Source organism: Novosphingobium sp. BF6 (genome assembly GCF_058273105.1).
The window spans coordinates 1,070,884-1,092,917 of the sequence record NZ_CM177775.1 but is presented as its reverse complement, the minus strand read 5'-3'; the positions used below and the strand labels follow the sequence as shown (position 1 = coordinate 1,092,917).

Genomic DNA, 22,034 nt, shown 5'->3' with positions numbered 1-22,034 from the left:
TGTAATCTGCGGGAATGTGAGGCAGCGCCCGCCGAAACAGGCGCCGCCCCTAGAATGATCTTGCCGATTAGGCAAGCTTCTCCTTGACCTCGGCCGCGACGTTCGCCGGGACCTCGTCGTAATGGGAGAAGAACATCGAGTAGTTTGCACGGCCCTGGGTGAACGAGCGGAGCTGGTTCACGTAGCCGAACATGTTCGCGAGCGGAACCATGGACTCGACAACCTGGGCATTGCCGCGGCTGTCGGTGCCCTGGATCTGGCCACGACGGCTGTTCATGTCGCCGATGACGTCGCCGAGGTATTCCTCGGGGGTGACGACTTCGACCTTCATGATCGGCTCGAGCAGCTTGATGCCGGCCTTCTGGGCGACTTCACGCATAGCACCGCGACCGGCGATTTCGAAGGCCAGGGCCGACGAGTCGACGTCGTGGTAGGCACCGTCGTAGAGGACGATGTCGAAGTCGATGATCGGGAAGCCGACCAGCGAGCCCGAGGCAGCGGTTTCGCGCATGCCCTTTTCGATCGCGGGGATATATTCCTTCGGAATGTTACCGCCCTTGATCTCGTCCTTGAAGGTGATGCCCGCACCGCGCTCGCCCGGCGTAACCTTGATCTTCACGCGACCGAACTGACCGGTACCGCCCGACTGCTTCTTGTGGGTGTAGTCCACATCGACAGCCTTGGCGAGGTATTCGCGATAGGCGACCTGCGGAGCGCCGACGTTGGCTTCGACCTTGAACTCGCGACGCATGCGGTCGACGATGATGTCCAGGTGAAGTTCGCCCATGCCCTTGATGATCGTCTGGCCCGACTCGTGGTCGGTGGTGACGCGGAACGAGGGATCCTCGGCCGAGAGACGGTTGAGCGCGACGCCCATCTTCTCCTGGTCAGCCTTGGTCTTCGGTTCCACCGACAGCTCGATGACCGGCTCGGGGAATTCCATGCGTTCGAGAACGATCGGCGCCTTTTCCGCGCAGAGCGTGTCGCCCGTGGTGGTTTCCTTCATGCCGGCAAGAGCAACGATGTCGCCCGCGAAGGCTTCTTCGATGTCCTTACGGTCGTTGGCGTGCATTTCGAGAATGCGGCCGACCTTTTCCTTCTTGCCCTTCACCGAGTTCAGGTACGAGCCCTTCGAGAGCGTACCCGAGTAGATGCGGATGAAGGTGAGCGAGCCCACGAAGGGATCGTTCATGACCTTGAAGGCGAGCGCCGAGAACGGTGCGTTGTCTTCCGGCGGACGGCTGTCGGGTTCGTCGCTGTCGACCTTGACGCCCTGGACGTCTTCGATGTCGAGCGGCGAAGGCAGGTAGTCGACGACGGCGTCGAGCAGGGGCTGAACGCCCTTGTTCTTGAACGCCGAGCCGCAGACGACCGGCACGAACGCGTGACCCAGCGTGCCCTTGCGGATCAGCTTCTTGAGCGTGGCGACATCCGGCTCGTTGCCTTCGAGGTAGGCTTCCATCGCCTCGTCGTCCTGCTCGACGGCGAGTTCGATGAGCTTGGTGCGGTACTCGGCGGCTTCGTCAGCCAGTTCGGCCGGGATTTCTTCGTAGAAGAATTCGGCGCCGAGCGATTCGTCCTTCCAGACGATCGCGCGGTTGTGAACCAGGTCCACCAGGCCCTTCAGGTCGGCTTCGAGGCCGATCGGAATGTAGAGCACGGCAGGCGTCGCACCGAGGCGGTCGATGATCGACTGCACGCAGTACTTGAAGTTCGCACCGGTACGGTCGAGCTTGTTGATGAAGCACATGCGCGGAACGCCGTACTTGTCAGCCTGGCGCCACACGGTTTCCGACTGCGGCTCAACGCCGGCAACGCCGTCGAAGCACGCGACCGCACCGTCGAGCACGCGCAGCGAGCGTTCGACTTCGATGGTGAAGTCGACGTGCCCGGGGGTGTCGATGATGTTGATGCGGTATTCCTGGCCCTCGGACGTCCAGAAGCAGGTGGTCGCAGCCGAGGTGATGGTGATGCCGCGTTCCTGCTCCTGCTCCATCCAGTCCATGGTAGCAGCGCCGTCGTGGACTTCGCCGATCTTGTAGGACTTGCCGGTGTAGTAGAGGATACGCTCGGTCGTGGTGGTCTTACCGGCGTCGATGTGCGCCATAATACCGATGTTACGGTACATATTGAGCGGATGGCTGCGTGCCATGGTGGGAATCCTTAGCAGGAGTGTTTCGGGAGCGAGGCGGCCTTCAGATAAGACCTCGCCCCCTGAATTAAAAGTGTGACGCCCGGATGACCAGTCATCCGGGGCCACACGCTCACATTACCAGCGGTAGTGCGAGAAGGCGCGGTTCGCGTCCGCCATGCGGTGCGTGTCTTCGCGCTTCTTCACGGCGTTGCCGCGGTTGTTGGCAGCATCGAGCAGCTCACCCGACAGACGCGCCGCCATGGTGGTTTCCGGGCGGTTGCGCGCCGCGGTGATCAGCCAGCGGATGGCGAGTGCCTGGGCACGCTCCGGACGGACTTCGACCGGAACCTGGTAGGTCGCACCACCGACGCGGCGGCTGCGGACTTCGATCTGCGGCTTCACGTTGTTCAGGGCATCGTGGAACAGCTGGACCGGGTCCGACTTGGCGCGGGTTTCCATGGTTTCCATGGCACCGTAGACGATCGATTCGGCGACCGACTTCTTGCCGTCGAGCATGAGGTTGTTCATGAACTTCGACAGGACCTGATCACCGAACTTCGGATCAGGCAGGATTTCCCGCTTCTCGGGACGACGACGACGTGACATCGTTGGTATTCCTTGTTCTTTCGGGCGGGAGCGTGAGCATCACCGGCCGGTAAATCGTGTACCGTGCGAGGCGATAGGCCCCGCAAACCAGCTTACTTCGGACGCTTGGCGCCGTACTTCGAGCGCGACTGCTTGCGATCCTTGACGCCCTGCGTGTCGAGCACGCCGCGCAGGATGTGGTAGCGCACGCCGGGAAGGTCGCGAACGCGGCCGCCACGGATGAGCACGACCGAGTGCTCCTGAAGGTTGTGGCCTTCACCGGGGATGTACGAAATGACTTCGCGGCTGTTGGTCAGACGGACCTTGGCGACCTTGCGGAGAGCCGAGTTCGGCTTCTTCGGGGTCGTGGTGTAAACGCGGGTGCAGACGCCGCGCTTCTGAGGGTTCTGCTCCATGGCAGGAACCTTCGACTTGGCCTTCTGCGGCTCGCGGCCCTTGCGGACCAGCTGGTTGATAGTGGGCATCTATACTCTTCTTTCAAATGGGAGTGCGATGGATCGCCGCCGAAACCATCGGCATCGACCCGTCGCACCCCGGAAGGTTCCGGGCCGGTACATCTGAAAGGGAAGAGTGAGATCACGCGTAACGGTAATTCCAAGAACCACATCGTCATCCCAGCGAAAGCTGGGACCGCTATCGTCCTTGCCCCGGCCATCAGCCGGGCAACCGCAACACGTGAGCCGAAAAACACTCCACCCGGCCAATGCACCGGATTACTTTGCCATGCGCCGTTCCGCCGGAAGGTCCGCGATTCGCGGTAACCTTGCCGCTTTTCGATCGCAGGACTGCGCCGAAAGGCCCGGAAATGCTGACATGGCAATGTTCAGCTCTATGTCGTTTCCTTCGGGAATACCCGCAGGAGATGGGCGCCCTTACGAGATTGGCGTCCAAGGGTCAAGATTTACCGGCGGCATGCCGGACCCCGCCGGATCGCAATCTCCGGCCCGCGAATATTTTTCAAGGCGCCCCGCGAAGGTCTCCGTCTCAGCTCTCGATATCGATCTGAAGGGACGAAGATGCCTCGCTACCTGCTTGCCTCCACCGCGCTTCTCGCCATGGCGACCGCCGCTCATGCCGAGGACGTGACCACCAAGAAGACCACGCCGCTCCTCACCTCGACGATCAAGAACGGCGCCGCCGACGCGATCAACATCACCAAGGACGGCTCCGTCGTGCTGACGTCCGGCACGGCCGTGACAATGGACAGCAACAACAACGTCGCCAATGCGGGTGCGATCACGATCACCAATGCCAACGGCGTGCGCGGCATCGTCGCCAAGGCCGGGACCACCGGCGACATCGTCAACACCGGCACGATCACGCTCGACGAACCCTATACCCCGACCGACGACGACAAGGACGGCGATCTCGACGGTCCCTTCGCGCTCGGCTCGAACAAGATCGGCATCCGCACCGAGGGCGACCACACCGGCAAGATCACCCAGAGCGGCACGATCACCATCAAGGGCAACGATTCCGCCGGTATCTCGCTGGGCGGCAAGCTCACCGGCAATTTCACCCATGACGGCAAGACCAATGTGCTGGGCGACAATGCCATCGGCGTGAAGACCGGCCAGATCGACGGCAACGTCCGCCTCGCCGGTTCGGTGCAGGCACAAGGCAAGAACGCGATCGGCGCGCAGTTCGGCGGCGACGTCAACGGCGCCATGGTCGTGCAGGGCCAGATCGTTTCGACCGGCTACCGCTATCCCACCCCGCCCGCCGACCCCTCGAAGCTTGACGCCGACGATCTGCTCCAGGGCGGCTCGGCGATCGTCGTCGAAGGCAATGTGACCGGCGGCATCGTCCTGGCCGTCGCGCCCAAGGACACCGACCCCAACAATCCCGACGAGGACGGCGACGGCATTCCCGACGCCACTGAGGGCGCCGCCAAGGTCGCCACTTACGGCAAGGCCCCGGCGATCGTGATTGGCTCGGCCACCAAGGACATCGCCATCGGCCCGGTCGCCAGCACGGCCAGCAAGTACGGTCTCCAGATCGACGGCACCGTGGAAGGCCACGGCCTCTACGCCGGTGTCGACGGCAACGGCGTGACCATCGGCGGCCTCGGCGGCAAAGTGACGATCGCCAATGGAATCGGCATCACCGGCGGAATCGCCGCAACCTCCAAGGACGCGGCCGCCACGGCCCTGCGCCTCGGCGCGGGCGCCAGCACGCCGCTGATCCAGAACGCGGGCACGATCAGCGCCTCGGGCGCGCAGGCCGTCGCGGTGCGCATCGATGCGGGCGCCAGCCTGCCCACCTTGCGCAACTCCGGCACGATCAAGGCCGCCGCCGTCAACGAGAACGGCGCGGCCACCGCGATCGGCGATGCCAGCGGCACGCTGAACCTCGTCGAGAACAGCGGCACGATCTCCGCCACCGGCGCCAAGGCCGGTGCGGGCAAGAACATCGCCATCGACCTTTCCAAGGCGACCGGCAGCGTCACCGTGAAGCAGACCCAGGTCGGCGCGGGCTTCGCCGCCCCTGCGATCGTCGGCGACATCCTGCTCGGCGGCGGGAACGACGTCGTCGATATCGCCGACGGCACGGTGACCGGCAATGTCGCCTTCGGCGGCGGCAACAACACCCTCGCCCTTTCCGGCAAGGCCGTGCAGACCGGCAACGTCACTTTCGGCGCCGGTTCGGACACGATGACGCTGGCGGGCACCTCACGCTTCGTCGGCACGGCGGACTTCGGCGGCGGCGCCGATACGCTGACCCTCACCGGCACCTCGGTCTTCTCCGGCGCGCTGGCGAATGCCGGAAACCTCGCGGTCAAGCTCACGGGCGGCATGCTCGACGTGAACAAGCCCACCGCGATCGGCTCGCTCGATGTCGGCAAGGACGGCGTCGTGGCCGTGACGCTGAACAAGGCGGCGGGCCAGGGCTCGGCCTATAACGTTGCCGGCACCGCCTCCTTCGCGGCGGGATCCAAGCTCGCGATCAAGCTCGCCGACGTTTCGACCGCCGAGGGCAGCTATCAGGTGCTGACCGCAGGCACGATCCAGGGCCGCGACAATCTCAAGGCCGCCACCGACCTCGTGCCCTTCATGTTCAAGGCCACGCTGGACGACAAGGCCGCCGCGAACACCGTGGTCGTCGATGTCGCCCGCCGCACGGTGGCCGAACTCGGCCTCAACCGCTCGCAGGCGACCGCCTACAACGCGATCTTCGCCGCGCTCGGCAAGGACGAGAAGGTGGAGGACGTGTTCCTCGGCATCACCAACGGCGACCAGTTCCGACAGGCCGTGGGCCAGATGCTGCCCGACCACGCGGGCGGCTCGTTCGAGGGCATCAGCCTCGGCACCCGCACCGTCGCCCGCCAGCTGATGGACCCGATCAACCCGGTCTGGGGCGAAGGGCGCTTCAGCACGACGCTGAACCTCTCGTTCTGGGGCAGCGACAAGAAGGCCGGTGCCAATGCCGCCTACAACCTCGGCGGCTACGCCATGTCGCTCGGCGCCGAGTACCTGACCGGAATCGGCCGGTTCGGCGGCACGTTCTCCTATCTGTGGAACCGCCACACGAGCGGCGGCAGCAGCGAGATCAAGTCGAACTCGTTCGAACTCGCCGGTCACTGGCGCGGCCAGTTCGGCGCGGTGCAGGGCTACGGCCGCGCCTCGGTCGGCCGCTCCAGCTACGACAGCGAGCGCCAGTTCATCGGCGCGATCGGCACCGAGAACGTCAGCCGCACGATCAAGGGCAAGTGGAACGGCAACTTCGTCACCGCCTCGGGCGGCGCCTCCTATGAGGGCGGCGGCAGCCACTTCTTCTACCGCCCGGCAGTCACGGTCGACTACGTTCGCCTGAAGGAAGACGGCTATACCGAGAACGGCGGCGGCAAGGCGCTCGACCTCACGGTCGCCTCGCGCACCAGCGACGAGCTGGGCGTTAACGGCGGCATGACGCTGGGCATCGACTTCATGGGCATGCAGCGCCGCGACGAGAACTGGTTCCGCGTCGAGACCGAAGGCGGCTGGCGCGAGATCGTCAGCGGCGGCATCGGTTCGACCACCGCACACTTCGCGGGCGGCCAGAACTTCACGCTGGACGGCGACGAGGCGACGAGCGGCTGGTTCGCCCGCCTGCGCGCCGTCGGCGGCACCCTGGGCCTGACGATGGGCGGCGAACTCGCCGCCGAGGATCGCCACGGCCGCGTCGACCTTGCCCTGCGCGGTTCGGTTACCATCGGCTGGTGATCGTCCGGTCCTGATCCCCTCCCAGAGCAAGGCTGGAACGGCCACTGGTCCGGCGCCCCAGCCGGACCAGTGGCCGCGAGGGAAGCGCCTCCCCCACCCCAACCCCGCGCCTTTCAGGCGCTCGGCGCATCCCTCACCCGGCCTCCGGCCCCGGTCGTCCCGAAAGCGACCGGGGCCGGACCCTTTTTGCCCTGTGTATTTCCTTTGGACCTTCCCGGCGGCTCCTGCGTTCCGTTCCGCATGATCGTCGTCCACCACCTTGAAAACTCACGCTCCCAGCGTGTCCTCTGGCTGCTGGAGGAGCTGGGCCTGCCCTACGGATTGCGGCGATATGAGCGGGATGAGAAGACCATGCTCGCCCCGCCCCAACTCCGTGCGGTCCATCCGCTCGGCAAGTCCCCGGTGATCGTCGACGATGCGGGCGATGCCCCGCTCACGATCGCGGAGACCGGCGCCATCGTCGAATACCTCACGGAAAAGGCGGGAGGCAGGCTTGGACCTCCGCCTACCCGCGAGGATGCCCTGCGTTACCGCCACTTCCTGCACTATGCGGAAGGCTCGCTGATGCCGCCGCTGCTGCTCAAGCTGGTGCTCGGCCGCATTCCCCTCCTCGGTCCTCTCGCCCAGAAGCGCATCCAGCCCATGATCGACGTCCACCTCGATTTCGTCGAACAGGAACTGGCCAGCCGCGACTGGTTCGCGGGCCAGACCTTCACCGCCGCCGACGTGATGATGAGCTTTCCGCTCGAAGCCGCCCGCAACCGCGCCGGTCTCGGCGGCTCTCGGCCCGCGACCTTGGCCTGGCTGGGCAGGATTCACGCAAGGCCTGCCTATCAGGCCGCGCTCGCCAGCGGCGGACCTTACAAGTACGCCTGAAACCACGGGAATTGACACCCCGCCATGCCGCGGAGCAAAGCGCGGGCCTGTGCGTTTCGCCGCATGACCATTTCCGAGGGGGCAATTGCAGACATGACCATGAACCGGGCGCGCGTGGAAAATGGAGGGCTGATCCTCTTCCTCGCCGCAATCACCGTTGCCCTCACCCTCGTGGTATCGAGTTTCATCGGCGCGCTGCTCTGGGCCGCGCTCGCCGCGCTGCTGTTCCAGCCGCTGTTCCAGCGGCTTCTGGCGCGCTGGCCGGAGCGCCGCAACCTCGCCGCCGCCGTCGCCCTGCTGGTGATCTCGGTCGCGGTGGTGATCCCGGCCCTCGTCATCACCAGCCTCGTCGTCGAGCAGGCCGCCGGGGTCTATGCCCAGATGCGCGACGGCCAGATCAACTTCGCGGAATACTTCCAGAGGGTTCATGACGCCCTGCCCCTGCGCGTCCAGACCCAGCTCGACTCCTTCGGCTTCAACAGCTTCGAACGCGCCCAGGCCCGCATCAGCGAGGCAGTGAGCAACAGCGTCAGCGTGATCGCCAGCCGCGCCCTCGCCATCGGCGCCAATGCGGCCTCCTTCATCCTGGCCTTCGGCGTCGCCCTCTACGTCACCTTCTTCCTGCTGCGCGACGGCGAGCGGATCGGCCCCGCCGTCGTGCGCGCGCTGCCTCTGGAAGAAAGCGTGGCGCGGCGGCTGGCCGAGCGCTTCGTCACCGTCGTGCGGGCGACGATCAAGGGGTCCGGACTCGTGGCGCTGGCCCAGGGTGCGCTGGGCGCGATTACGTTCACGATCGTCGGGGTGCCAGCCGCACTGCTCTGGGGCCTGCTCATGGCCATCGCCGCGCTGCTGCCCGCCATCGGCCCGGCCATCGTCTGGGCACCGGTCGCGGTCTACCTGCTGGCGACCGGCGCGATCTGGCAGGGCGCCGTGGTGATCGGATCGGGCGTACTGGTCATCGGCCTTGCCGACAACGTCCTGCGCCCGATACTGGTCGGCCGCGACACCGGTATTCCCGACTGGCTGGTGCTGGTGACGACGCTGGGCGGGATCGAACTCGTCGGCCTCAGCGGCATCGTCCTCGGCCCGCTGGCGGGTGCGCTGTTCATGACCGGCTGGACGATCATGACCGAGCAGCGCCTCGATCCGTCCCCTGACGCGGAATAAGGGATCGGTTGGACAACTCCCGTCGCAAGCGATTCAACCGACTGAGGGCACATCCTGCCGCCTCGGGCTGCGGCGCCCGCAAATGTCAGCCGATGTTCAGCGCGGCAGCCTATGCCGAAGTCCATGGAGAAAGTCCGGCTCAGGCCCGACTTCTCTCCTTCCTTCGCTCAGGAGAAGCCCATGAACATTCTTAAAATTTCCGCTGCACTCGCCTTGATGGCGGGCAGCCTGGGACTGACCGCGACGGCCGACGCCCATCCCTACGACGGCCGCCACGACCATGTGGAACGCCTGGCGCACCGCGATGACTATCGCCGCGATCACCGCCGATACGATCGTCCCCGTTACGACCGCCGCCGCTACGACGATCACCGTCGCCACGAGTGGCGCCGCCACGAGGCCCGCCGCCACCACGCCTACAGGAATCCGCGCCGTTGCTGGACGGAATGGCGCCATCATCGCCGCATCCGGGTGTGCCGCTGATGCCTCGCGGCCCCGGCCGAGCGCCGGGGCCGCCTCGCTTCGGATACCCCTTCCACACGAATTTTCCCTCCCCACACTCCTGACGCCCTCATGCCTAGACTTTCGGGGGATGTGCCGGGCGATTCATGGCAATTGACCCATGCCCGTCCGCCATGGTCTCTCGTTTGTGTTCAAGGTCTTGCCCTGAACAGGACAAACGATGTTGGCGCCGCCTGACCTTTCCCGGCATGCGCGCGCAGCAGCAAGGGAGTGCGACGTGCAGGAGCCGGGTACAAGACCACTTGTCCATATCGGATTCCACAAGACCGCCTCCACGCTCTTGCAGAGCGCGCTGTTCGCGCGGAGCGACCTGGGCTTCGAGCGGCTTGAGAACGACCGCTATCACGTCCAGGTCGACTTCGTGAAACAAGGTCCATTCGACGACCTTTCGCCCGGACGAATCCAGAGCTATCGCCGCCGCAACCGTGAGGCCCAGACACGCGGCAATACGCTGGTCGTTTCGCACGAACGGCTCTCGGGCTACCCCGCCTCGGGCGGATACGACGCCAAACTGATCGCCGACCGCATCAAGAACTGCCTGCCCGACGCCCGCATCCTGATCTTCGTGCGCGAGCAGCGCTCGATGATCTTCTCCTACTACCTGCAATATATCAGCGATGGCGGCTCGCTCTCGTTCCGCCGCCTGACCACGCCGCTGCAATGGACGCTTTCCCGCAAGCCGGAATTCGACTTCCGCTCCTTCGCCTATGTCCAGTGCATCGAATACTATCGCCGACTCTTCGGCGAGGACAACGTGTTGGTACTGCCCTACGAAGCCCTGCGCAGCGACGCCTGCCGCATCGCCCGCGAGATTGCCCAGTTCTGCAGGCAGGATCCCTCGCTGATCCCGCATGACATCTTCGGCACCCCCGCCAACGAGGGCATGCCGATCCTGATGCAGGCGCTGCGCCGTCCGCTCAATGCGCTGTTCAACCGCAACCAGCTTTCGCCCGAAGCGCCGATCCTGTTCCCATGGTTCGACCGCTACTATCGCAAGCTGCGTCCGCTCTTCGCCGTCACCGGCGTGTTCGACGGACCGCTGCGTCGCCGCCTGATGGGCCAGATCGAGCGCGCGGTCGGCGAACGCTATGCCGAGAGCAACCAGCAGCTCCAGCGCATGACCGGCTACGATCTGCGCCGCCTCGGCTACAGCCTGCCCAGCCGGGCGGCCTCGCTCGGCGAACCGGCGAATTCCGGTTCCGCCATCCCTGCACCGAAACACGCTCGCCCCACCCTGCGCACGCCGAACCACGTGGCATGAGCCGGTCATGACCGAAAATACGGCCTCGGCCCGGCCGCTTGACCTCGAAACGGTCGGCGCGGCAGAAACCGCGCCCGGTGAAACGCCCCGGAAGAAAGCGAATACCGAGACAATCGGGGCACGGCGCGGAAACGGCGCCTTCAATCCCACCGTCCATGCCCTGCGCGGCGTGGCGGCGACCATGGTGTTTCTTGCCCACGTCCTCGGCGGGGTCGGCCTCAACGTATACCCGCACGATTCCAGCTACTTCACCGTGTTCGAGGCGCCCTGGAACTTCGGCCGCTGGGGCGTCTGGCTGTTCTTCGTGATCAGCGGCTACGTGATCCTGCCCAGTGTCCGGCGCTATTCCCCGCGCGAGTTCGCGCTGCGCCGCTTCTTCCGGCTCTATCCGCTGTTTCTGGCCTTCTCGCTGCTGTTCATCGCGGTGAATGCCTACAGCAAGACCTTTCCCGACCTGAACGACCTCGACTCGATCGTGCCGGCGCTGCTCCTGATCAACCTGCTGACCCATACCGAGCAGCTGACCCCCAATGCCTGGAGCCTCAGTTACGAGGTGCTGTTCTATGCGATGGCCTGCCTGACGGCCCACGCCGCGCTGCGTCGGAAAAACCGCCTGCTGACGATGCTGCTGACGCTCGCCTCCGCCTGGCTCGTCTACCGCTTCCCGGCCATGCTCTTCTTCCTCGCAGGCATCGGCGCGCGTCTGCTAGACGAGCGCGGACTGCATCCGCCCCGCGCATGGAGCGCCGTGCTGGAAATCCTGGCCTTCGGCGGCTGTCTCTATTTCGGTTCGATCCAGCACTACGATTTCATGCTGAAGAACATGGGCAATCCGAACGCCTATGCGGTGCTGGCCTTTACCTCGGCCTATTTCTTCCTGGCGATCGCCCCCAACAGCCTGACCGGACATCTGCTCGACCGGCCTGCCGTGCTCTATCTCGGCACGGTGAGCTACAGCCTCTACCTGGCCCACCCCTATACCTATTTCGTCACCCGGCATCTCTTCGTGAGCCTGGGCCTGTTCCGTCCCGACTGGCCGCTGTCGCTGCCATTGTTCCTGGCCGTGGTCATTCCGGTAACCTTGGGCTTCACCCGGATCGTCTACCGCCTGCTGGAACGCTACCCCTACCAGTGGTATTTCCACGAGCGGATCTTCCACCGCCTCGCGGCAGAAGGAAAGGCCTAGCGCCTCTTCCTGGGAGCACTCTTCTTCTTCGCGGGCACCTTTTTCTGAGAGGCCTTTGGCGCGGCGCAGGGCCAGGCCTTGCGGGTGGCGGCGAAGACCTGCTCGGACGCGGGGCCCTGCCGGTCCTTCGGATTGTTGCTCAGGTAGTCGACCGTCGTGGTCTTGAGCTGGCTGATCGTCACGTCGGCGGGAATGCAGCTGTCCAGCTTGTTGACTTTGCGCGTGGTGTTGAAGGCATCCACCGCGCCGGTGATATAGGCGATGCATTCATAGGTCTTCTCGACATAGTCCTTGCTGCCGCGCTCGGTGGTGCAGATCGCGTAAAGCTCATCCCCGGTATAGAATCCGGCCTCCGCCGCCACGGGCATCAGCCCGAGCGGAACGATCAGCGCGATGCAGGCCAGCTTTCCGGATTTCATAGTCGAATCTCTCCAATCGGGGCGGGACCCTTGGGGCAAAACCGCCCTCCGTCAATCGCAGCGCTTGCGGGATCGTCGCAATGACTATATGAATCATATGCGATTCGTATAGTCAGGATGGTTCAATGGGTATCGTCAACATCGAGGATGACCTCCACGAGCAGCTGCGCAAGGCCAGCAAGGCGTCGTACCGGTCGATCAATGCCCAGGCGGCGTTCTGGATCCGGATCGGCATGCTCTGCGAAATGAATCCCGGACTGACGTTCCAGGAAATCGTCGTGCGCGAACTGCGCGAGGCGGGGGTCGATCCCGGAAACGAACCCGGCAGGAGGCCGGTCGAGACCGGAGCCGCCACGCAATGATCAAGTCGCCTGCCGAAGTCGAACTCATGGCCGAATCCGGCCGCCTGCTCGCCTCCGTGTTCACCTGGCTGGACGGCCAGCCGCTCGCCGGACGAACGACGATGGAGATCAACGACCTCGTCGAGGCGTTCATCGTCGGCGATCTCGCCGCGCGGCCCGCCAGCAAGGGCCAGTACGGCTACGGCTTCGTGCTGAACTGCTCGCGCAACGAGGTCGTCTGCCACGGCGTCCCCTCCACCGAGGACGTGCTGAAAGACGGCGACATCGTCAATTTCGACATCACCCTGGAGAAGAACGGCTTTATAGCCGACTCCAGCAAGACCTACCTGATCGGCGACGTTCCTCCCGCCGCCCGGCGTCTGGTGCAGACCACCTACGAGGCCATGTGGAAGGGCATCCGCGCAGTGCGCCCCGGCGCCCGGCTGGGCGACATCGGCCACGCCGTCGAACGCCACGCCAAGCGGGCCGGCTATTCCGTGGTGCACGACTATTGCGGCCACGGCATCGGCCGGGAAATGCACGAGAAGCCCGAAGTCCTGCATTTTGGGCGCCCCGGCACCGGCCTGCCGCTGCGCGAGGGCATGGTCTTCACCATCGAACCCATGCTGAACCAGGGCCGACGGACCGTCCGCACCGAGGACGACGGCTGGACCGTCGTCACCACCGACGGCAAGCTCTCGGCCCAGTTCGAACATACCGTCGCAGTCACGGCGGATGGATTTCGCGTGCTGACCCTTCGCCCGGAAGAAAAGGCCGCCCGCACCTGACCCTCTCAGGCAGGGAGCTCCTCAGGCAGGAGGCAGGGCCGCCGAGCGCTTGGGATGCTGCATCACTACCAGCGTCTTGAACGCGCGGACATGCTCCTCGCCGTGGAGAACTCGGCGGGAAAACGCGTCGTAATGCTCCATGTCCTGCGCCGCGACCTGTAGCACCAGGTCGTGATCGCCGGTGACGTACCAGACGTCGATCACCTCCCGCGCCTCCCGCAACCGCGCGACGAGTCCGTCGACCACCCGGCCCTTGTCGGTATCCAGCGAGACCAGCACCATCATAGTCACCAGCCAGCCCATGGTCCGGGGTGCCACGAGAGCCATCTCGCGCTCGATCGCCCCCTGCTCGCGCAAGGCCCTGACACGCCGGTAGCAGGCCGGGGCCGACAGCCCGACGATCTCGGACAAGTCCGGCATCGAAATCCGCGCGTCACGCTGGAGCTCGGTCAGAATGCGCAAGTCGAATGCATCGGGCATCGGAACGATCTTTCGTTGGATCAGGCGATAAATATTATCGCCACACGGCAATCATAGAACACCTTTATCGCGGTCCGGCGATAAAAGCTGCGGCGCTTCCAACCGAGGGTTCCATGGTCTTCCACCGCATCGCCGCACGCTCCACATCCAGCGATTTCGCACCGCTCGCCGCGGTCGGCGCCGCCATGGTGTCGATCTGCTGGGGTGCATCGGTGGCTAAGACGCTGTTTCCGGTGATCGGCCCGGCAGGCACCACTGCACTGCGCCTGTCACTGGCCGCAGCCATTCTCTGCGGCGTCTTCCGCGTGTGGCAGAAGCCGTTCGACCGACGCATGCTCCGCGCGGCGCTGCCTTATGGCTTGGCGCTCGGAAGCATGAACCTGCTGTTCTACTTCGCGATCCAGCGCATTCCGCTCGGCATCGCACTCGCGGTCGAGTTCACCGGACCGCTGGCGGTAGCGACGTTCGCCTCGCGCCGCCGCGTGGACCTCGCCTGGATCGCGCTGGCGGTGGCGGGACTTTCGCTGCTCCTCCCGATCGACATCTCCCGCGACACGGTCGATCCGGTGGGTGTGTTGCTGGCACTGGGAGCTGGCGTGTTCTGGGGGGCCTATATCCTGCTCGGCAAACGGGCGGGCGAGACCCTGGGCGCCGCCGCGCCCGCCTATGGCATGACCGTCGCCGCATTCGTCGCGCTGCCCTTCGGCGTGGCGCAGGCGGGAACGACACTGCTGCAGCCGCATATACTGGCCGTGGCCCTGGTCGTCGCGATCTTTTCCAGCGCGATCCCCTATTCGCTGGAGATGTTCGCACTGCGCCGCCTGCCGACCAAGAGCTTCGGCATCCTCACCAGCGGTGAACCGGCGGTCGGCGCGCTGGCGGGCGCGCTGCTGCTGGGCGAGATGCTACCGCTCGCCAAATGGCTCGGCATCGCCGCGATCGTCGGCGCGACGATCGGCACGACGCTCACCGCCCGGCGCTTGGACAAAAGCGCCTAAATAGGCAGGACCAGTACGAAACCTGTAGTTAGCGAGCCTTGATCCCGCCTGCCCGGCTTGCGCCCTGAGGCGATTGCGCCCATGCGTCCCAGATGCCGCAAGCCTCCGACATCCAGCTCGCCATCTTCTCTCAGGCCGTAGACGCCCTTGGCGGTCAGCGTGCGCTGGCCCGGCACCTCGGCATTGCCGAACGCGAGGTGCGCGACTGGATCTCGGGCGATGTCTCGCTCGACTACGCCACCCTGCGCGAGACCGCGCGGGCGCTTATCACCCATTCGGACATGTGCCGCCGCCTCGAACGCAAGCTCTCGCCCGCCTTCAGCGAAAACCTGACGGAAGCGCAGCTCGAAGGCCTTGGCACCCCGGAAGGCAAACGTCCCAGCGCAGACTGAGGCCGAAGAGCTTGGCCTCGCGAAGTCACTGAAGCCCGTTGGACATTCTTTCACTTCCGAGCCGCCTGCTAGCGCGCTAATCCGCCCTCGGGGAACATATGTTTACGAGGGGGAAATCATGAAGCATTTCATGATCGCGATGGCCTTTGACCTCGCGTCTTGCGCTGCGCCGGTAATGGCGCAGGAAATTCAGCAAAATACGCAGAAATTCATGCCGGCCAGCACGTCGATGACGGTGACGCCGCAGGCAGAAATATCGTCGAAGCACGTCGAGGAAGGGCAGAAGTTCACCTTCTCGACAATCGGCGACGTCAAGGAAGGTGATTTCGTGGTCATCCCACGCGGATCCACCGTCACCGGGACCGTGACCTGGAAAACAGGGCGGGCGATCGGTGGCAAATCCGGCAAGTTCGAGGTGACGTTCAATTCGGTCAATGTCGGCGGCAAGGACTATGCCGTGCGCGGCGTCCATCGCCAGGAAGGCCGAGGCAACACCGTCGGCGCTCTGCTGGGTTCGATCTGGATCAGCGGCAAATCCGCAGTGATGCTGCCGGGTCAGGAAGTCTCGATCTTCACGGCCGAACCGATCCCTTACTCCTGACAATGCCAGGCGGCCGCACGTTCCTCCGGCCGCCTATATGAGGCATCGCACCAAGCGATTACGATAGACCACAAGAAAGGTGGTGAGCCCTGCTGGGTTCGAACCAGCGACCTACTGATTAAAAGTCAGTTGCTCTACCGACTGAGCTAAGGGCCCCCGTTGCCGGGATCAGCCGGCGAAGCGGCTGCGGAAGGCGTCACCTAGGGGCAGGGCGCGGCTTGGTCAAGCGGGCATGAAGCTGATTTATCGTAAGACCTGTCAGAGGATCGCGCCAAGGTCCCGCGATCCGGCGCGCAGGGCCAAGTACGAAATCCCTTTCGCGAAACGAGGGGTGTGGCAGGATCAAGCTTTCCTCGCCCTCGCCGCCTGCCCAGGGGCCGCCGCTCCACAGCACGAGATCGAGGTCCAGCACCCGCGATCCCCAGGCCTGGCCCAGGCGCCTGCGGCCGAACTTGTGTTCGACCTTGTGCAGCTTGTGCAGCATCTCGTCGGGCTCGCGCTTGCAGCGGACCAGTGCAACGCCGTTGGCGTAGCGGCGGCGCGACGGGCCGAGCGGAGCGCTTTCGATCACCGGCGAGACGGCCAGAACTTCGTACTTGCCGCTGTCGAGCGCCCGCAGCGCCGCGGCGAGCACCTTGCGGGGGCCGCCATGGCGCGGGTGGCGCATGTTGGAGCCGAGCGCGACGAGATACTGATGCTTGGCCAAGACCACTGCCCCCCGATTATGCCGTAACTACCGGGGCTTGTATCAGATATCCTGGGCGATGCGCGTGTAGAGTTGCGGGCGGCGATCACGGAAGAAGCCCATGCCCGCGCGGTGCTTCGCCGCACGCGCGAGGTCGAGCGTGGAGACCAGCACGCCGGTCTCGTCCCGGCCGAACTCGGCGACATAATCGCCCCATTCGTCGGTGATGAACGAATGGCCGTAGAAGGTCTGCTCGGTGCCGCATTCCGATTCGACGCCGATGCGGTTGGCGGCGATCACCGGCATGCAGTTCGACACCGAGTGTCCCACCATCGCGCGGCGCCACATGCGACTGGTGTCGAGCGTGGCGTCATAAGGCTCGGATCCGATGGCGGTCGGGTAGAACAACAGTTCCGCGCCCATCAGCGCCATCACGCGCGCGCATTCGGGATACCACTGATCCCAGCACACCCCGATGCCGACCTTGGTGCCGAGCACGTCCCAGACCTTGAAACCGTCGTTGCCGGGGCGGAAGTAGTACTTCTCCTCGTAGCCGGGGCCGTCGGGGATGTGGCTCTTGCGGTAGGTGCCGATGATCTCGCCGTCAGCGCCGATCATGGCCAGCGTGTTGTAGTAGTGGTGACCGTCGCGCTCGAAGAAGCTGGTGGGGATGACGATCTTCAGCGCCTTCGCCAGTGCCTTCATCGCGATCACCGAGGGGTGCTCGGCGGTCGGGCGGGCGATCGCGAAGAGTTCCTCTTCCTCGGTCTTGCAGAAGTAGGGACCGGAGAACAGCTCGGGCGGCAGGACGATCTGCGCGCCTTTGGCAGCAGCATCCTCCACCAGCGAGGCGACGGCGGCGATGTTTTCGCGCTCGTCGGCGGAGTTGAGGGCGAGCTGGAGTGCGGCAACGGTGATTTCGGTCATGCGGCGGGCCTCTATCAGCCTCGCTTGCGGAACAGAAGGGTCATCCGGTCGCTCTCGCCGATCGTGAGGTACTTCTCGCGGTCCTTGTCCTTGAGCGCCAGGGTGGGCGGCAGGGTCCAGACGCCGTCCGGCCAGTTCGCGGTGTCCTTGGGATTGGCGCTGATCTCGGACTGGGCGACGAGATCGAAGCCGTTATCCTTCATGAAGCGGATCACGTCGGCCTCGCGCAAGTAGCCTTTCGAACCGTCGGCATAGTCGGCGGGAGCGTCCGGACGGGCGCGGTGCTGCTCGATGCCGATATAGCCGCCGGGCTTCAGGAGATCCCGCATCGCGGCGAACTCGCTGCCCGCGATGTTCCAGCGCAGCAGGTTGTGCATCATGCGGGGGACGATGATGACGTCGAAAGTGGCTTTCTCGCCTTCGGGAATTGCGCCCAGCGTATAGGCGGCGAACCTGTCGGCGGGCAGGCCGGTGAACTTGGCGACGTCCGCCGGATAGCTGGCCGCACCCTTGCGGATGCCGTCCTTCGTCTCGGGCTTGAAGGCGGGCGCCTCGGGATTGAAGTAAAGCCCGACGAGATGCCCCTGCTGGCCGAGATAGAGGCCGAGCAGGCGCGAGTACCACTCGCCGCCCGGTGCATATTCGCCGACTTTCATGGTCGGGGCGACGCGGAAGAAGCTCAGGGTCTCCACCGGATGGCGATACTGGTCGCGCGCGCGGTCTTCCTTGCGCGAGGGATTGGACGCCGCCAGTTCAAGCAGCGCCTCGCAGCCCTTGCAGGCTTCTGCTTCGGTGGTCTCCTCCGCAACCGTCGCGGCGGCGGGCATGGCGATCACGCCAAGCAGGGACGAAAGGGCGATCAGGGCGCGGCGCATATCGATTCTCCCGTGGAACTTTCTTCGGGAGTGAACCTAGTTTGCGCCCGCCCAATGACAAGCCGCTCAAGTGTACCTATCTAGCGACAAAATCCCCCTCATGAGGACTACTGAGACAATGGAAACGGCAATCGTTGCAGGCGGGTGCTTCTGGTGCACCGAAGCGGTGTTCCGCGACGTCATCGGCGTGGACTCCGTGGAAAGCGGCTATATCGGCGGCACTGTGCCCAGCCCCACCTACAAGCAGGTCTGCGGCGGCGACACCGGCCATGCCGAGGCGATCCGGGTCAACTACGACCCTTCGGTGCTCTCCTACGGCGACCTGCTCGACGTGTTCATGGGCACCCATGACCCGACGCAGCTCAACCGCCAGGGCAACGACGTGGGCACCCAGTACCGCTCGGCGATCTTCCCGCTGGACGATGCCCAGGCCGCCGAGGCCGAAGCTGCCCTCGCCCGCTCGAACGAGGACAACGGCGGCAAGGTCGTCACCACGATCGAGGGCTTCGCCGACGGCAAGCAGAACGACGAATGGTATCCGGCCGAAGACTATCACCAGGAATACTGGGACGGTGAAGGCCAACGGAACCCCTATTGTCTGGCAGTTATCCCGCCCAAGCTGATGAAGCTGCGCAAGAGCTTCCAGAACAAGGTCAAGGCCTGACCTGAAAACCCGCCTCACGCGGTGGATGAAGGTGCAAAGTCGCGCCGTTAACTCCGCGTAAGGCATTCGCTTTCGCCGTGTCTCACCATGAGACACGGCGAAACGGGCCATATCCAAACGCACAGGGACAAGTACTTAGCTCGCCTATCGATCCGTTCCTTTGGCGAGTCCCTTCCATGTCCCCTCTCCGCAAGCTGTCGCTTTCCGTCGCTGTCGCCGCCGTTGCCTTCGCGGCCAGCCCCGTGCTTGCATCCTCGGGCATGATCGCCGGAATCGACGTGCTGAAGACCTGGAACCTCGTGGTGCTGGGCGACCTGACCTCATCGTCCGAAGTCGAGGGCCGCACGTTCGTGGGCGGAAATCTCGACGGCAATTCCTCGAACTATCAGATCACCGCCCTGCCTGCCTCCAGCACCGGAACGCCAGGGCTGACCGTGGTGGGCGACGTCAACGGCGGCCACAAGAACCTCAACAACGGCTCGGGCGCGATCGTCGGCGGCAACGTCAACAGCGGCCTCAACCTCAACGGCGCGGCGCAAACGGTGCAGGTCGGCGGGACGATCAGCAATACCAACGTCAACAACAACACCGTGACCTCGGGTCTGGCAGCCAGCAACCCGCAGTTCGCGCAGAACCTCGCGCAGCAGAAAAGCCTCATCGAAACCTCGATGGAAGGCCTCAGCCACGCGATGAGCACCGAGACCGCCAACAGCCAGCTGACCATCAGCGGCAACCGCGGCACCTTCAACGCCCAGCCCGACGCGAACGGCGTGGCGGTGTTCAACATCTCCGCCGCCGACCTCGACAAGATCGGCGAGATCCAGTTCAACCTCAACGGCGCGGATACGGCGATCGTCAACGTCTCGGGCAAGTCGATCAAGCTGGACGACAACTTCCTTGGCGGCACGGCCAACCTCGGCGAACACGTCGTCTGGAACTTCCACGAGGCCGAAGACCTCTCGCTGAGCACGGCCTGGGGCGGCTCGGTCCTCGCACCGGGCGCCGATGCGAAGACCTCGAACTACATCCAGGGTTCGGCGGTGTTCGGCAATCTCGTCCAGAACGGCGAGATGCACGTCGGCACCTACACCGGCGGCTATACGCCGGGCGATCCGGGCAGCTCGACCAGCTCCGGCAACTCCTCGGGCGGCCCGACCAACGTTCCGGAACCGGGCATGGTCGGCCTCTTCGCGCTAGGACTTGGCGCGCTGATGTTCTGGCGTCGTCGGCGCGCTGTCGCGGTTTAAAGGACAAGGGAGAAAGCAGGGGAGCATAGCCCCCCTGCACCCCCAATACCGTTCAGGTCACGCGGGCCAACGCCGTTGTGCGCTCATGGCAGCGTCGGGAGACTTATTGGCTGCGCCGCAAGGAGCGCACTCCGGATAGGTGGCGCGCAAGATCGACATTTCGAGGGTCCGGGGGATCATCCCCCGGGTCTTCCCCCTTTACTTCTGCCACCGCCCGACAAAGAACCCGTCGAGCCCGCCGACTTCGGCCAGCATCCCCGGATCGGTCCGCAGCCAGCCTTCCGCCGTGGGAGCTAGCCCCTCCGGCAGTTCCGAAGCCGCGACCGGCACTGGCGTCAGCGAGACCTTGTCCGCCTGTTCCTCGCCCTCTTCCACTTCCAGCGAGCAGACCGCGTAGACCAGCTGCCCGCCCGGCTTGAGCCAGCCCGAGGCGCGTTCCAGCATCTTCTCCTGGATCGCGGTCATGTCCTCGATCTGGCGTGGGCCGATGCGGTGCAGCACGTCGGGGTGGCGGCGCGCGGTGCCGGTGGCGGTGCAGGGCGCGTCGAGCAGGATCGCATCGAACGCGTTCTCCGGCTCCCAGGTCAGGGCATCGGCTTGCACGACCTCGGCTTCGAGACCGATGCGCTTGAGATTCTCCCGCAGGCGTTCGAGGCGGCGCTTGGAGTTGTCGAGCGCCGTCACCTGCCAGCCGGCCGCCGCCAGTTGCAGCGTCTTGCCGCCGGGGGCGGCGCAGAGGTCGAGCACGCGCTTGCCCTCGCCCGCGCCCAAGAGACGCGCCGGAAGGCTGGCGGCAAGGTCCTGCACCCACCAGGCTCCGTCGCGGAAACCTTCGAGGTGCTCGACCGCCGTACCGCGCGAAAGGCGGACATGGCCCGCCATCAGCGAAGTGCCGCCGAGGCGCTCGGCCCATTCGGCGGTCTGCGCCGGATCGCGCAGGGCAAGGTCCAGCGGCGGCGGTTCGGCGAGACCGGCGGCGATCGCCTCGGCACGGGCGCCCCAGCGGCCCGCCACGTCCTCGGGCAGGCTGGGCGCTTCGGGAAGCGCGATTTCGCGCTTGGTCAGGGTGGAGAAAACCCCGTGCGCGAGGCGGCGCGGGCCGCCCATCAACAGCGGCAGGCCGGTGGCGATCACCGCGTGCGCGGGGGTTTCCAGCCGCAGGACCTGCGCGAGCATGATCTGGAGCACTGCGCGCGCCTTGGCATCGGGTGCGAGCGGCAGGCGGGTGGCGCTGTCGATCAGTTCGTCAAGGTCGGTGCGCCAGCGCAGCACTTCACCGGCAATGGCGCGGGCGAGCGCCCGGTCGGCGTCTCCACCGACCCGCGCGAGGGCGGAGCCGCCCGCCTGATCAAGCGTTTCGCCCCGCCGCAGTACGGCATCGATAAGGTTGAGCGCGGCACGGCGCGCGGGAAGGCCGGGAATGTCCATGCCCCGCCCCTATAGCGGATTGCGTTTTGACGCCACCTCCACCACATGGGCTCCATGACACAGCGCGCCACCAAGCGGCCCGAAGGCTTCACCAAGCCCACCCACTGGACCAACGATCCCGCGCCCGAGGCCAAGACGGCCCCGGCCGAGCAGGATGAGCAGGACCCGGACGGCATCTCACCCACCCGTTATGGCGACTGGGTCCGCAACGGCATCGCCATCGACTTCTGATCCT

Annotated in this window: 23 protein-coding genes and 1 tRNA gene; 14 read left to right on the top strand and 10 right to left on the bottom strand. The window is 65.2% G+C overall.

What is annotated here, in order from left to right; all coding sequences use genetic code 11:
• Positions 1-67: 67 nt before the first annotated feature.
• The 3 genes from fusA to rpsL form a co-directional block, all read right to left on the bottom strand.
• The gene (fusA, locus tag AC4D6D_RS05340) at positions 68-2,152 is read right to left on the bottom strand and encodes an elongation factor G (RefSeq protein WP_147219101.1); all 2,085 of its coding nucleotides are present in this window, start codon (positions 2,150-2,152) and stop codon (positions 68-70) included.
• A gap of 117 nt (positions 2,153-2,269) precedes the next feature.
• Positions 2,270-2,740: a 30S ribosomal protein S7 gene (rpsG, locus tag AC4D6D_RS05335; protein ID WP_147219099.1), complete on the bottom strand. Its 471-nt coding sequence runs from the start codon at positions 2,738-2,740 to the stop codon at positions 2,270-2,272.
• 92 nt (positions 2,741-2,832) lie between these two features.
• Positions 2,833-3,204: a 30S ribosomal protein S12 gene (rpsL, locus tag AC4D6D_RS05330; RefSeq protein WP_007011879.1), complete on the bottom strand. Its 372-nt coding sequence runs from the start codon at positions 3,202-3,204 to the stop codon at positions 2,833-2,835.
• A gap of 552 nt (positions 3,205-3,756) precedes the next feature.
• Here rpsL and AC4D6D_RS05325 point away from each other — a divergent pair.
• The 6 genes from AC4D6D_RS05325 to AC4D6D_RS05300 all read left to right on the top strand — a co-directional run bounded on the left by AC4D6D_RS05325 (position 3,757) and on the right by AC4D6D_RS05300 (position 11,954).
• Positions 3,757-6,942: an autotransporter domain-containing protein gene (locus tag AC4D6D_RS05325; RefSeq protein WP_491326808.1), complete on the top strand. Its 3,186-nt coding sequence runs from the start codon at positions 3,757-3,759 to the stop codon at positions 6,940-6,942.
• A 240-nt stretch (positions 6,943-7,182) separates the two neighbouring features.
• Complete coding sequence (locus AC4D6D_RS05320; protein WP_491326807.1) at positions 7,183-7,818, top strand: glutathione S-transferase family protein; 636 nt, start codon at positions 7,183-7,185, stop codon at positions 7,816-7,818.
• A 93-nt stretch (positions 7,819-7,911) separates the two neighbouring features.
• Positions 7,912-8,985, top strand: coding sequence for an AI-2E family transporter (locus tag AC4D6D_RS05315; protein ID WP_491326806.1), 1,074 nt, complete (start codon positions 7,912-7,914; stop codon positions 8,983-8,985).
• Positions 8,986-9,165: 180 nt separating this feature from the next.
• Positions 9,166-9,468, top strand: a complete 303-nt coding sequence (locus tag AC4D6D_RS05310; protein ID WP_491326805.1) for a hypothetical protein — start codon at positions 9,166-9,168, stop codon at positions 9,466-9,468.
• A 199-nt stretch (positions 9,469-9,667) separates the two neighbouring features.
• Entirely contained in the window at positions 9,668-10,768 is a 1,101-nt protein-coding gene (locus AC4D6D_RS05305; protein WP_491326804.1) for a hypothetical protein, read from the top strand.
• 7 nt (positions 10,769-10,775) lie between these two features.
• The gene (locus tag AC4D6D_RS05300; RefSeq protein ID WP_491326803.1) at positions 10,776-11,954 is read left to right on the top strand and encodes an acyltransferase family protein; all 1,179 of its coding nucleotides are present in this window, start codon (positions 10,776-10,778) and stop codon (positions 11,952-11,954) included.
• Here AC4D6D_RS05300 and AC4D6D_RS05295 read toward each other — a convergent pair.
• Entirely contained in the window at positions 11,951-12,373 is a 423-nt protein-coding gene (locus AC4D6D_RS05295) for a Rap1a/Tai family immunity protein (RefSeq protein WP_491326802.1), read from the bottom strand. The genes AC4D6D_RS05300 and AC4D6D_RS05295 overlap by 4 nt on opposite strands.
• A gap of 125 nt (positions 12,374-12,498) precedes the next feature.
• Here AC4D6D_RS05295 and AC4D6D_RS05290 point away from each other — a divergent pair, with 125 nt between their 5' ends.
• A complete protein-coding gene (locus AC4D6D_RS05290; RefSeq protein WP_491326801.1) occupies positions 12,499-12,735 on the top strand; it encodes a ParD-like family protein in 237 nt (78 codons plus the stop codon).
• On the top strand, positions 12,732-13,502 hold the full coding sequence (gene map / locus AC4D6D_RS05285) for a type I methionyl aminopeptidase (protein WP_491326800.1): 771 nt from the start codon (positions 12,732-12,734) through the stop codon (positions 13,500-13,502). The genes AC4D6D_RS05290 and map overlap by 4 nt, the downstream gene beginning before the upstream one ends.
• Before the next feature lie 21 nt (positions 13,503-13,523).
• Here map and AC4D6D_RS05280 read toward each other — a convergent pair whose 3' ends face one another.
• Positions 13,524-13,982 (bottom strand): Lrp/AsnC family transcriptional regulator, encoded by a 459-nt coding sequence (locus AC4D6D_RS05280; RefSeq protein ID WP_491326799.1) that lies wholly within the window; start codon positions 13,980-13,982, stop codon positions 13,524-13,526.
• Between the two features lie 113 nt (positions 13,983-14,095).
• Between AC4D6D_RS05280 and AC4D6D_RS05275 the strand changes: the two genes are divergently transcribed.
• The 3 genes from AC4D6D_RS05275 to AC4D6D_RS05265 all read left to right on the top strand — a co-directional run bounded on the left by AC4D6D_RS05275 (position 14,096) and on the right by AC4D6D_RS05265 (position 15,973).
• Positions 14,096-14,980, top strand: a complete 885-nt coding sequence (locus tag AC4D6D_RS05275; RefSeq protein WP_491326798.1) for an EamA family transporter — start codon at positions 14,096-14,098, stop codon at positions 14,978-14,980.
• Between the two features lie 92 nt (positions 14,981-15,072).
• Positions 15,073-15,372 (top strand): YdaS family helix-turn-helix protein, encoded by a 300-nt coding sequence (locus tag AC4D6D_RS05270; RefSeq protein WP_491326797.1) that lies wholly within the window; start codon positions 15,073-15,075, stop codon positions 15,370-15,372.
• A 130-nt stretch (positions 15,373-15,502) separates the two neighbouring features.
• Positions 15,503-15,973: a hypothetical protein gene (locus AC4D6D_RS05265; protein WP_491326796.1), complete on the top strand. Its 471-nt coding sequence runs from the start codon at positions 15,503-15,505 to the stop codon at positions 15,971-15,973.
• 80 nt (positions 15,974-16,053) lie between these two features.
• Here AC4D6D_RS05265 and AC4D6D_RS05260 read toward each other — a convergent pair.
• The 4 genes from AC4D6D_RS05260 to AC4D6D_RS05245 form a co-directional block, all read right to left on the bottom strand.
• Positions 16,054-16,129 (bottom strand) — tRNA-Lys (locus AC4D6D_RS05260).
• Positions 16,130-16,169: 40 nt separating this feature from the next.
• Positions 16,170-16,679, bottom strand: coding sequence for a 2-amino-4-hydroxy-6-hydroxymethyldihydropteridine diphosphokinase (gene folK, locus AC4D6D_RS05255; protein WP_491326795.1), 510 nt, complete (start codon positions 16,677-16,679; stop codon positions 16,170-16,172).
• Between the two features lie 42 nt (positions 16,680-16,721).
• Positions 16,722-17,585: an N-carbamoylputrescine amidase gene (gene aguB / locus AC4D6D_RS05250; protein ID WP_491326794.1), complete on the bottom strand. Its 864-nt coding sequence runs from the start codon at positions 17,583-17,585 to the stop codon at positions 16,722-16,724.
• 14 nt (positions 17,586-17,599) lie between these two features.
• Positions 17,600-18,460, bottom strand: a complete 861-nt coding sequence (locus tag AC4D6D_RS05245; protein ID WP_491326793.1) for a class I SAM-dependent methyltransferase — start codon at positions 18,458-18,460, stop codon at positions 17,600-17,602.
• A 118-nt stretch (positions 18,461-18,578) separates the two neighbouring features.
• Between AC4D6D_RS05245 and msrA the strand changes: the two genes are divergently transcribed.
• Both msrA and AC4D6D_RS05235 read left to right on the top strand, forming a co-directional pair.
• On the top strand, positions 18,579-19,124 hold the full coding sequence (gene msrA, locus AC4D6D_RS05240; RefSeq protein ID WP_491326792.1) for a peptide-methionine (S)-S-oxide reductase MsrA: 546 nt from the start codon (positions 18,579-18,581) through the stop codon (positions 19,122-19,124).
• Between the two features lie 176 nt (positions 19,125-19,300).
• Positions 19,301-20,371, top strand: a complete 1,071-nt coding sequence (locus tag AC4D6D_RS05235) for a choice-of-anchor A family protein (protein WP_491326791.1) — start codon at positions 19,301-19,303, stop codon at positions 20,369-20,371.
• 198 nt (positions 20,372-20,569) lie between these two features.
• Here AC4D6D_RS05235 and AC4D6D_RS05230 read toward each other — a convergent pair whose 3' ends face one another.
• On the bottom strand, positions 20,570-21,799 hold the full coding sequence (locus tag AC4D6D_RS05230) for an RsmB/NOP family class I SAM-dependent RNA methyltransferase (protein ID WP_491326790.1): 1,230 nt from the start codon (positions 21,797-21,799) through the stop codon (positions 20,570-20,572).
• 54 nt (positions 21,800-21,853) lie between these two features.
• Between AC4D6D_RS05230 and AC4D6D_RS05225 the strand changes: the two genes are divergently transcribed.
• The gene (locus tag AC4D6D_RS05225; protein WP_147218611.1) at positions 21,854-22,030 is read left to right on the top strand and encodes a DUF1674 domain-containing protein; all 177 of its coding nucleotides are present in this window, start codon (positions 21,854-21,856) and stop codon (positions 22,028-22,030) included.
• The last annotated feature ends 4 nt before the right edge of the window (positions 22,031-22,034 follow it).

Bases quoted from the DNA above. Each gene is read 5' to 3' on its own strand.
- fusA (WP_147219101.1), bottom strand. From the start codon at position 2,152: ATGGCACGCAGCCATCCGCTCAATATGTACCGTAACATCGGTATTATG.
- rpsG (WP_147219099.1), bottom strand. From the start codon at position 2,740: ATGTCACGTCGTCGTCGTCCCGAGAAGCGGGAAATCCTGCCTGATCCG.
- rpsL (WP_007011879.1), bottom strand. From the start codon at position 3,204: ATGCCCACTATCAACCAGCTGGTCCGCAAGGGCCGCGAGCCGCAGAAG.
- AC4D6D_RS05325 (WP_491326808.1), top strand. From the start codon at position 3,757: ATGCCTCGCTACCTGCTTGCCTCCACCGCGCTTCTCGCCATGGCGACC.
- AC4D6D_RS05320 (WP_491326807.1), top strand. From the start codon at position 7,183: ATGATCGTCGTCCACCACCTTGAAAACTCACGCTCCCAGCGTGTCCTC.
- AC4D6D_RS05315 (WP_491326806.1), top strand. From the start codon at position 7,912: ATGACCATGAACCGGGCGCGCGTGGAAAATGGAGGGCTGATCCTCTTC.
- AC4D6D_RS05310 (WP_491326805.1), top strand. From the start codon at position 9,166: ATGAACATTCTTAAAATTTCCGCTGCACTCGCCTTGATGGCGGGCAGC.
- AC4D6D_RS05305 (WP_491326804.1), top strand. From the start codon at position 9,668: ATGTTGGCGCCGCCTGACCTTTCCCGGCATGCGCGCGCAGCAGCAAGG.
- AC4D6D_RS05300 (WP_491326803.1), top strand. From the start codon at position 10,776: ATGACCGAAAATACGGCCTCGGCCCGGCCGCTTGACCTCGAAACGGTC.
- AC4D6D_RS05295 (WP_491326802.1), bottom strand. From the start codon at position 12,373: ATGAAATCCGGAAAGCTGGCCTGCATCGCGCTGATCGTTCCGCTCGGG.
- AC4D6D_RS05290 (WP_491326801.1), top strand. From the start codon at position 12,499: ATGGGTATCGTCAACATCGAGGATGACCTCCACGAGCAGCTGCGCAAG.
- map (WP_491326800.1), top strand. From the start codon at position 12,732: ATGATCAAGTCGCCTGCCGAAGTCGAACTCATGGCCGAATCCGGCCGC.
- AC4D6D_RS05280 (WP_491326799.1), bottom strand. From the start codon at position 13,982: ATGCCCGATGCATTCGACTTGCGCATTCTGACCGAGCTCCAGCGTGAC.
- AC4D6D_RS05275 (WP_491326798.1), top strand. From the start codon at position 14,096: ATGGTCTTCCACCGCATCGCCGCACGCTCCACATCCAGCGATTTCGCA.
- AC4D6D_RS05270 (WP_491326797.1), top strand. From the start codon at position 15,073: ATGCCGCAAGCCTCCGACATCCAGCTCGCCATCTTCTCTCAGGCCGTA.
- AC4D6D_RS05265 (WP_491326796.1), top strand. From the start codon at position 15,503: ATGATCGCGATGGCCTTTGACCTCGCGTCTTGCGCTGCGCCGGTAATG.
- aguB (WP_491326794.1), bottom strand. From the start codon at position 17,585: ATGACCGAAATCACCGTTGCCGCACTCCAGCTCGCCCTCAACTCCGCC.
- AC4D6D_RS05245 (WP_491326793.1), bottom strand. From the start codon at position 18,460: ATGCGCCGCGCCCTGATCGCCCTTTCGTCCCTGCTTGGCGTGATCGCC.
- msrA (WP_491326792.1), top strand. From the start codon at position 18,579: ATGGAAACGGCAATCGTTGCAGGCGGGTGCTTCTGGTGCACCGAAGCG.
- AC4D6D_RS05235 (WP_491326791.1), top strand. From the start codon at position 19,301: ATGTCCCCTCTCCGCAAGCTGTCGCTTTCCGTCGCTGTCGCCGCCGTT.
- AC4D6D_RS05230 (WP_491326790.1), bottom strand. From the start codon at position 21,799: ATGGACATTCCCGGCCTTCCCGCGCGCCGTGCCGCGCTCAACCTTATC.
- AC4D6D_RS05225 (WP_147218611.1), top strand. From the start codon at position 21,854: ATGACACAGCGCGCCACCAAGCGGCCCGAAGGCTTCACCAAGCCCACC.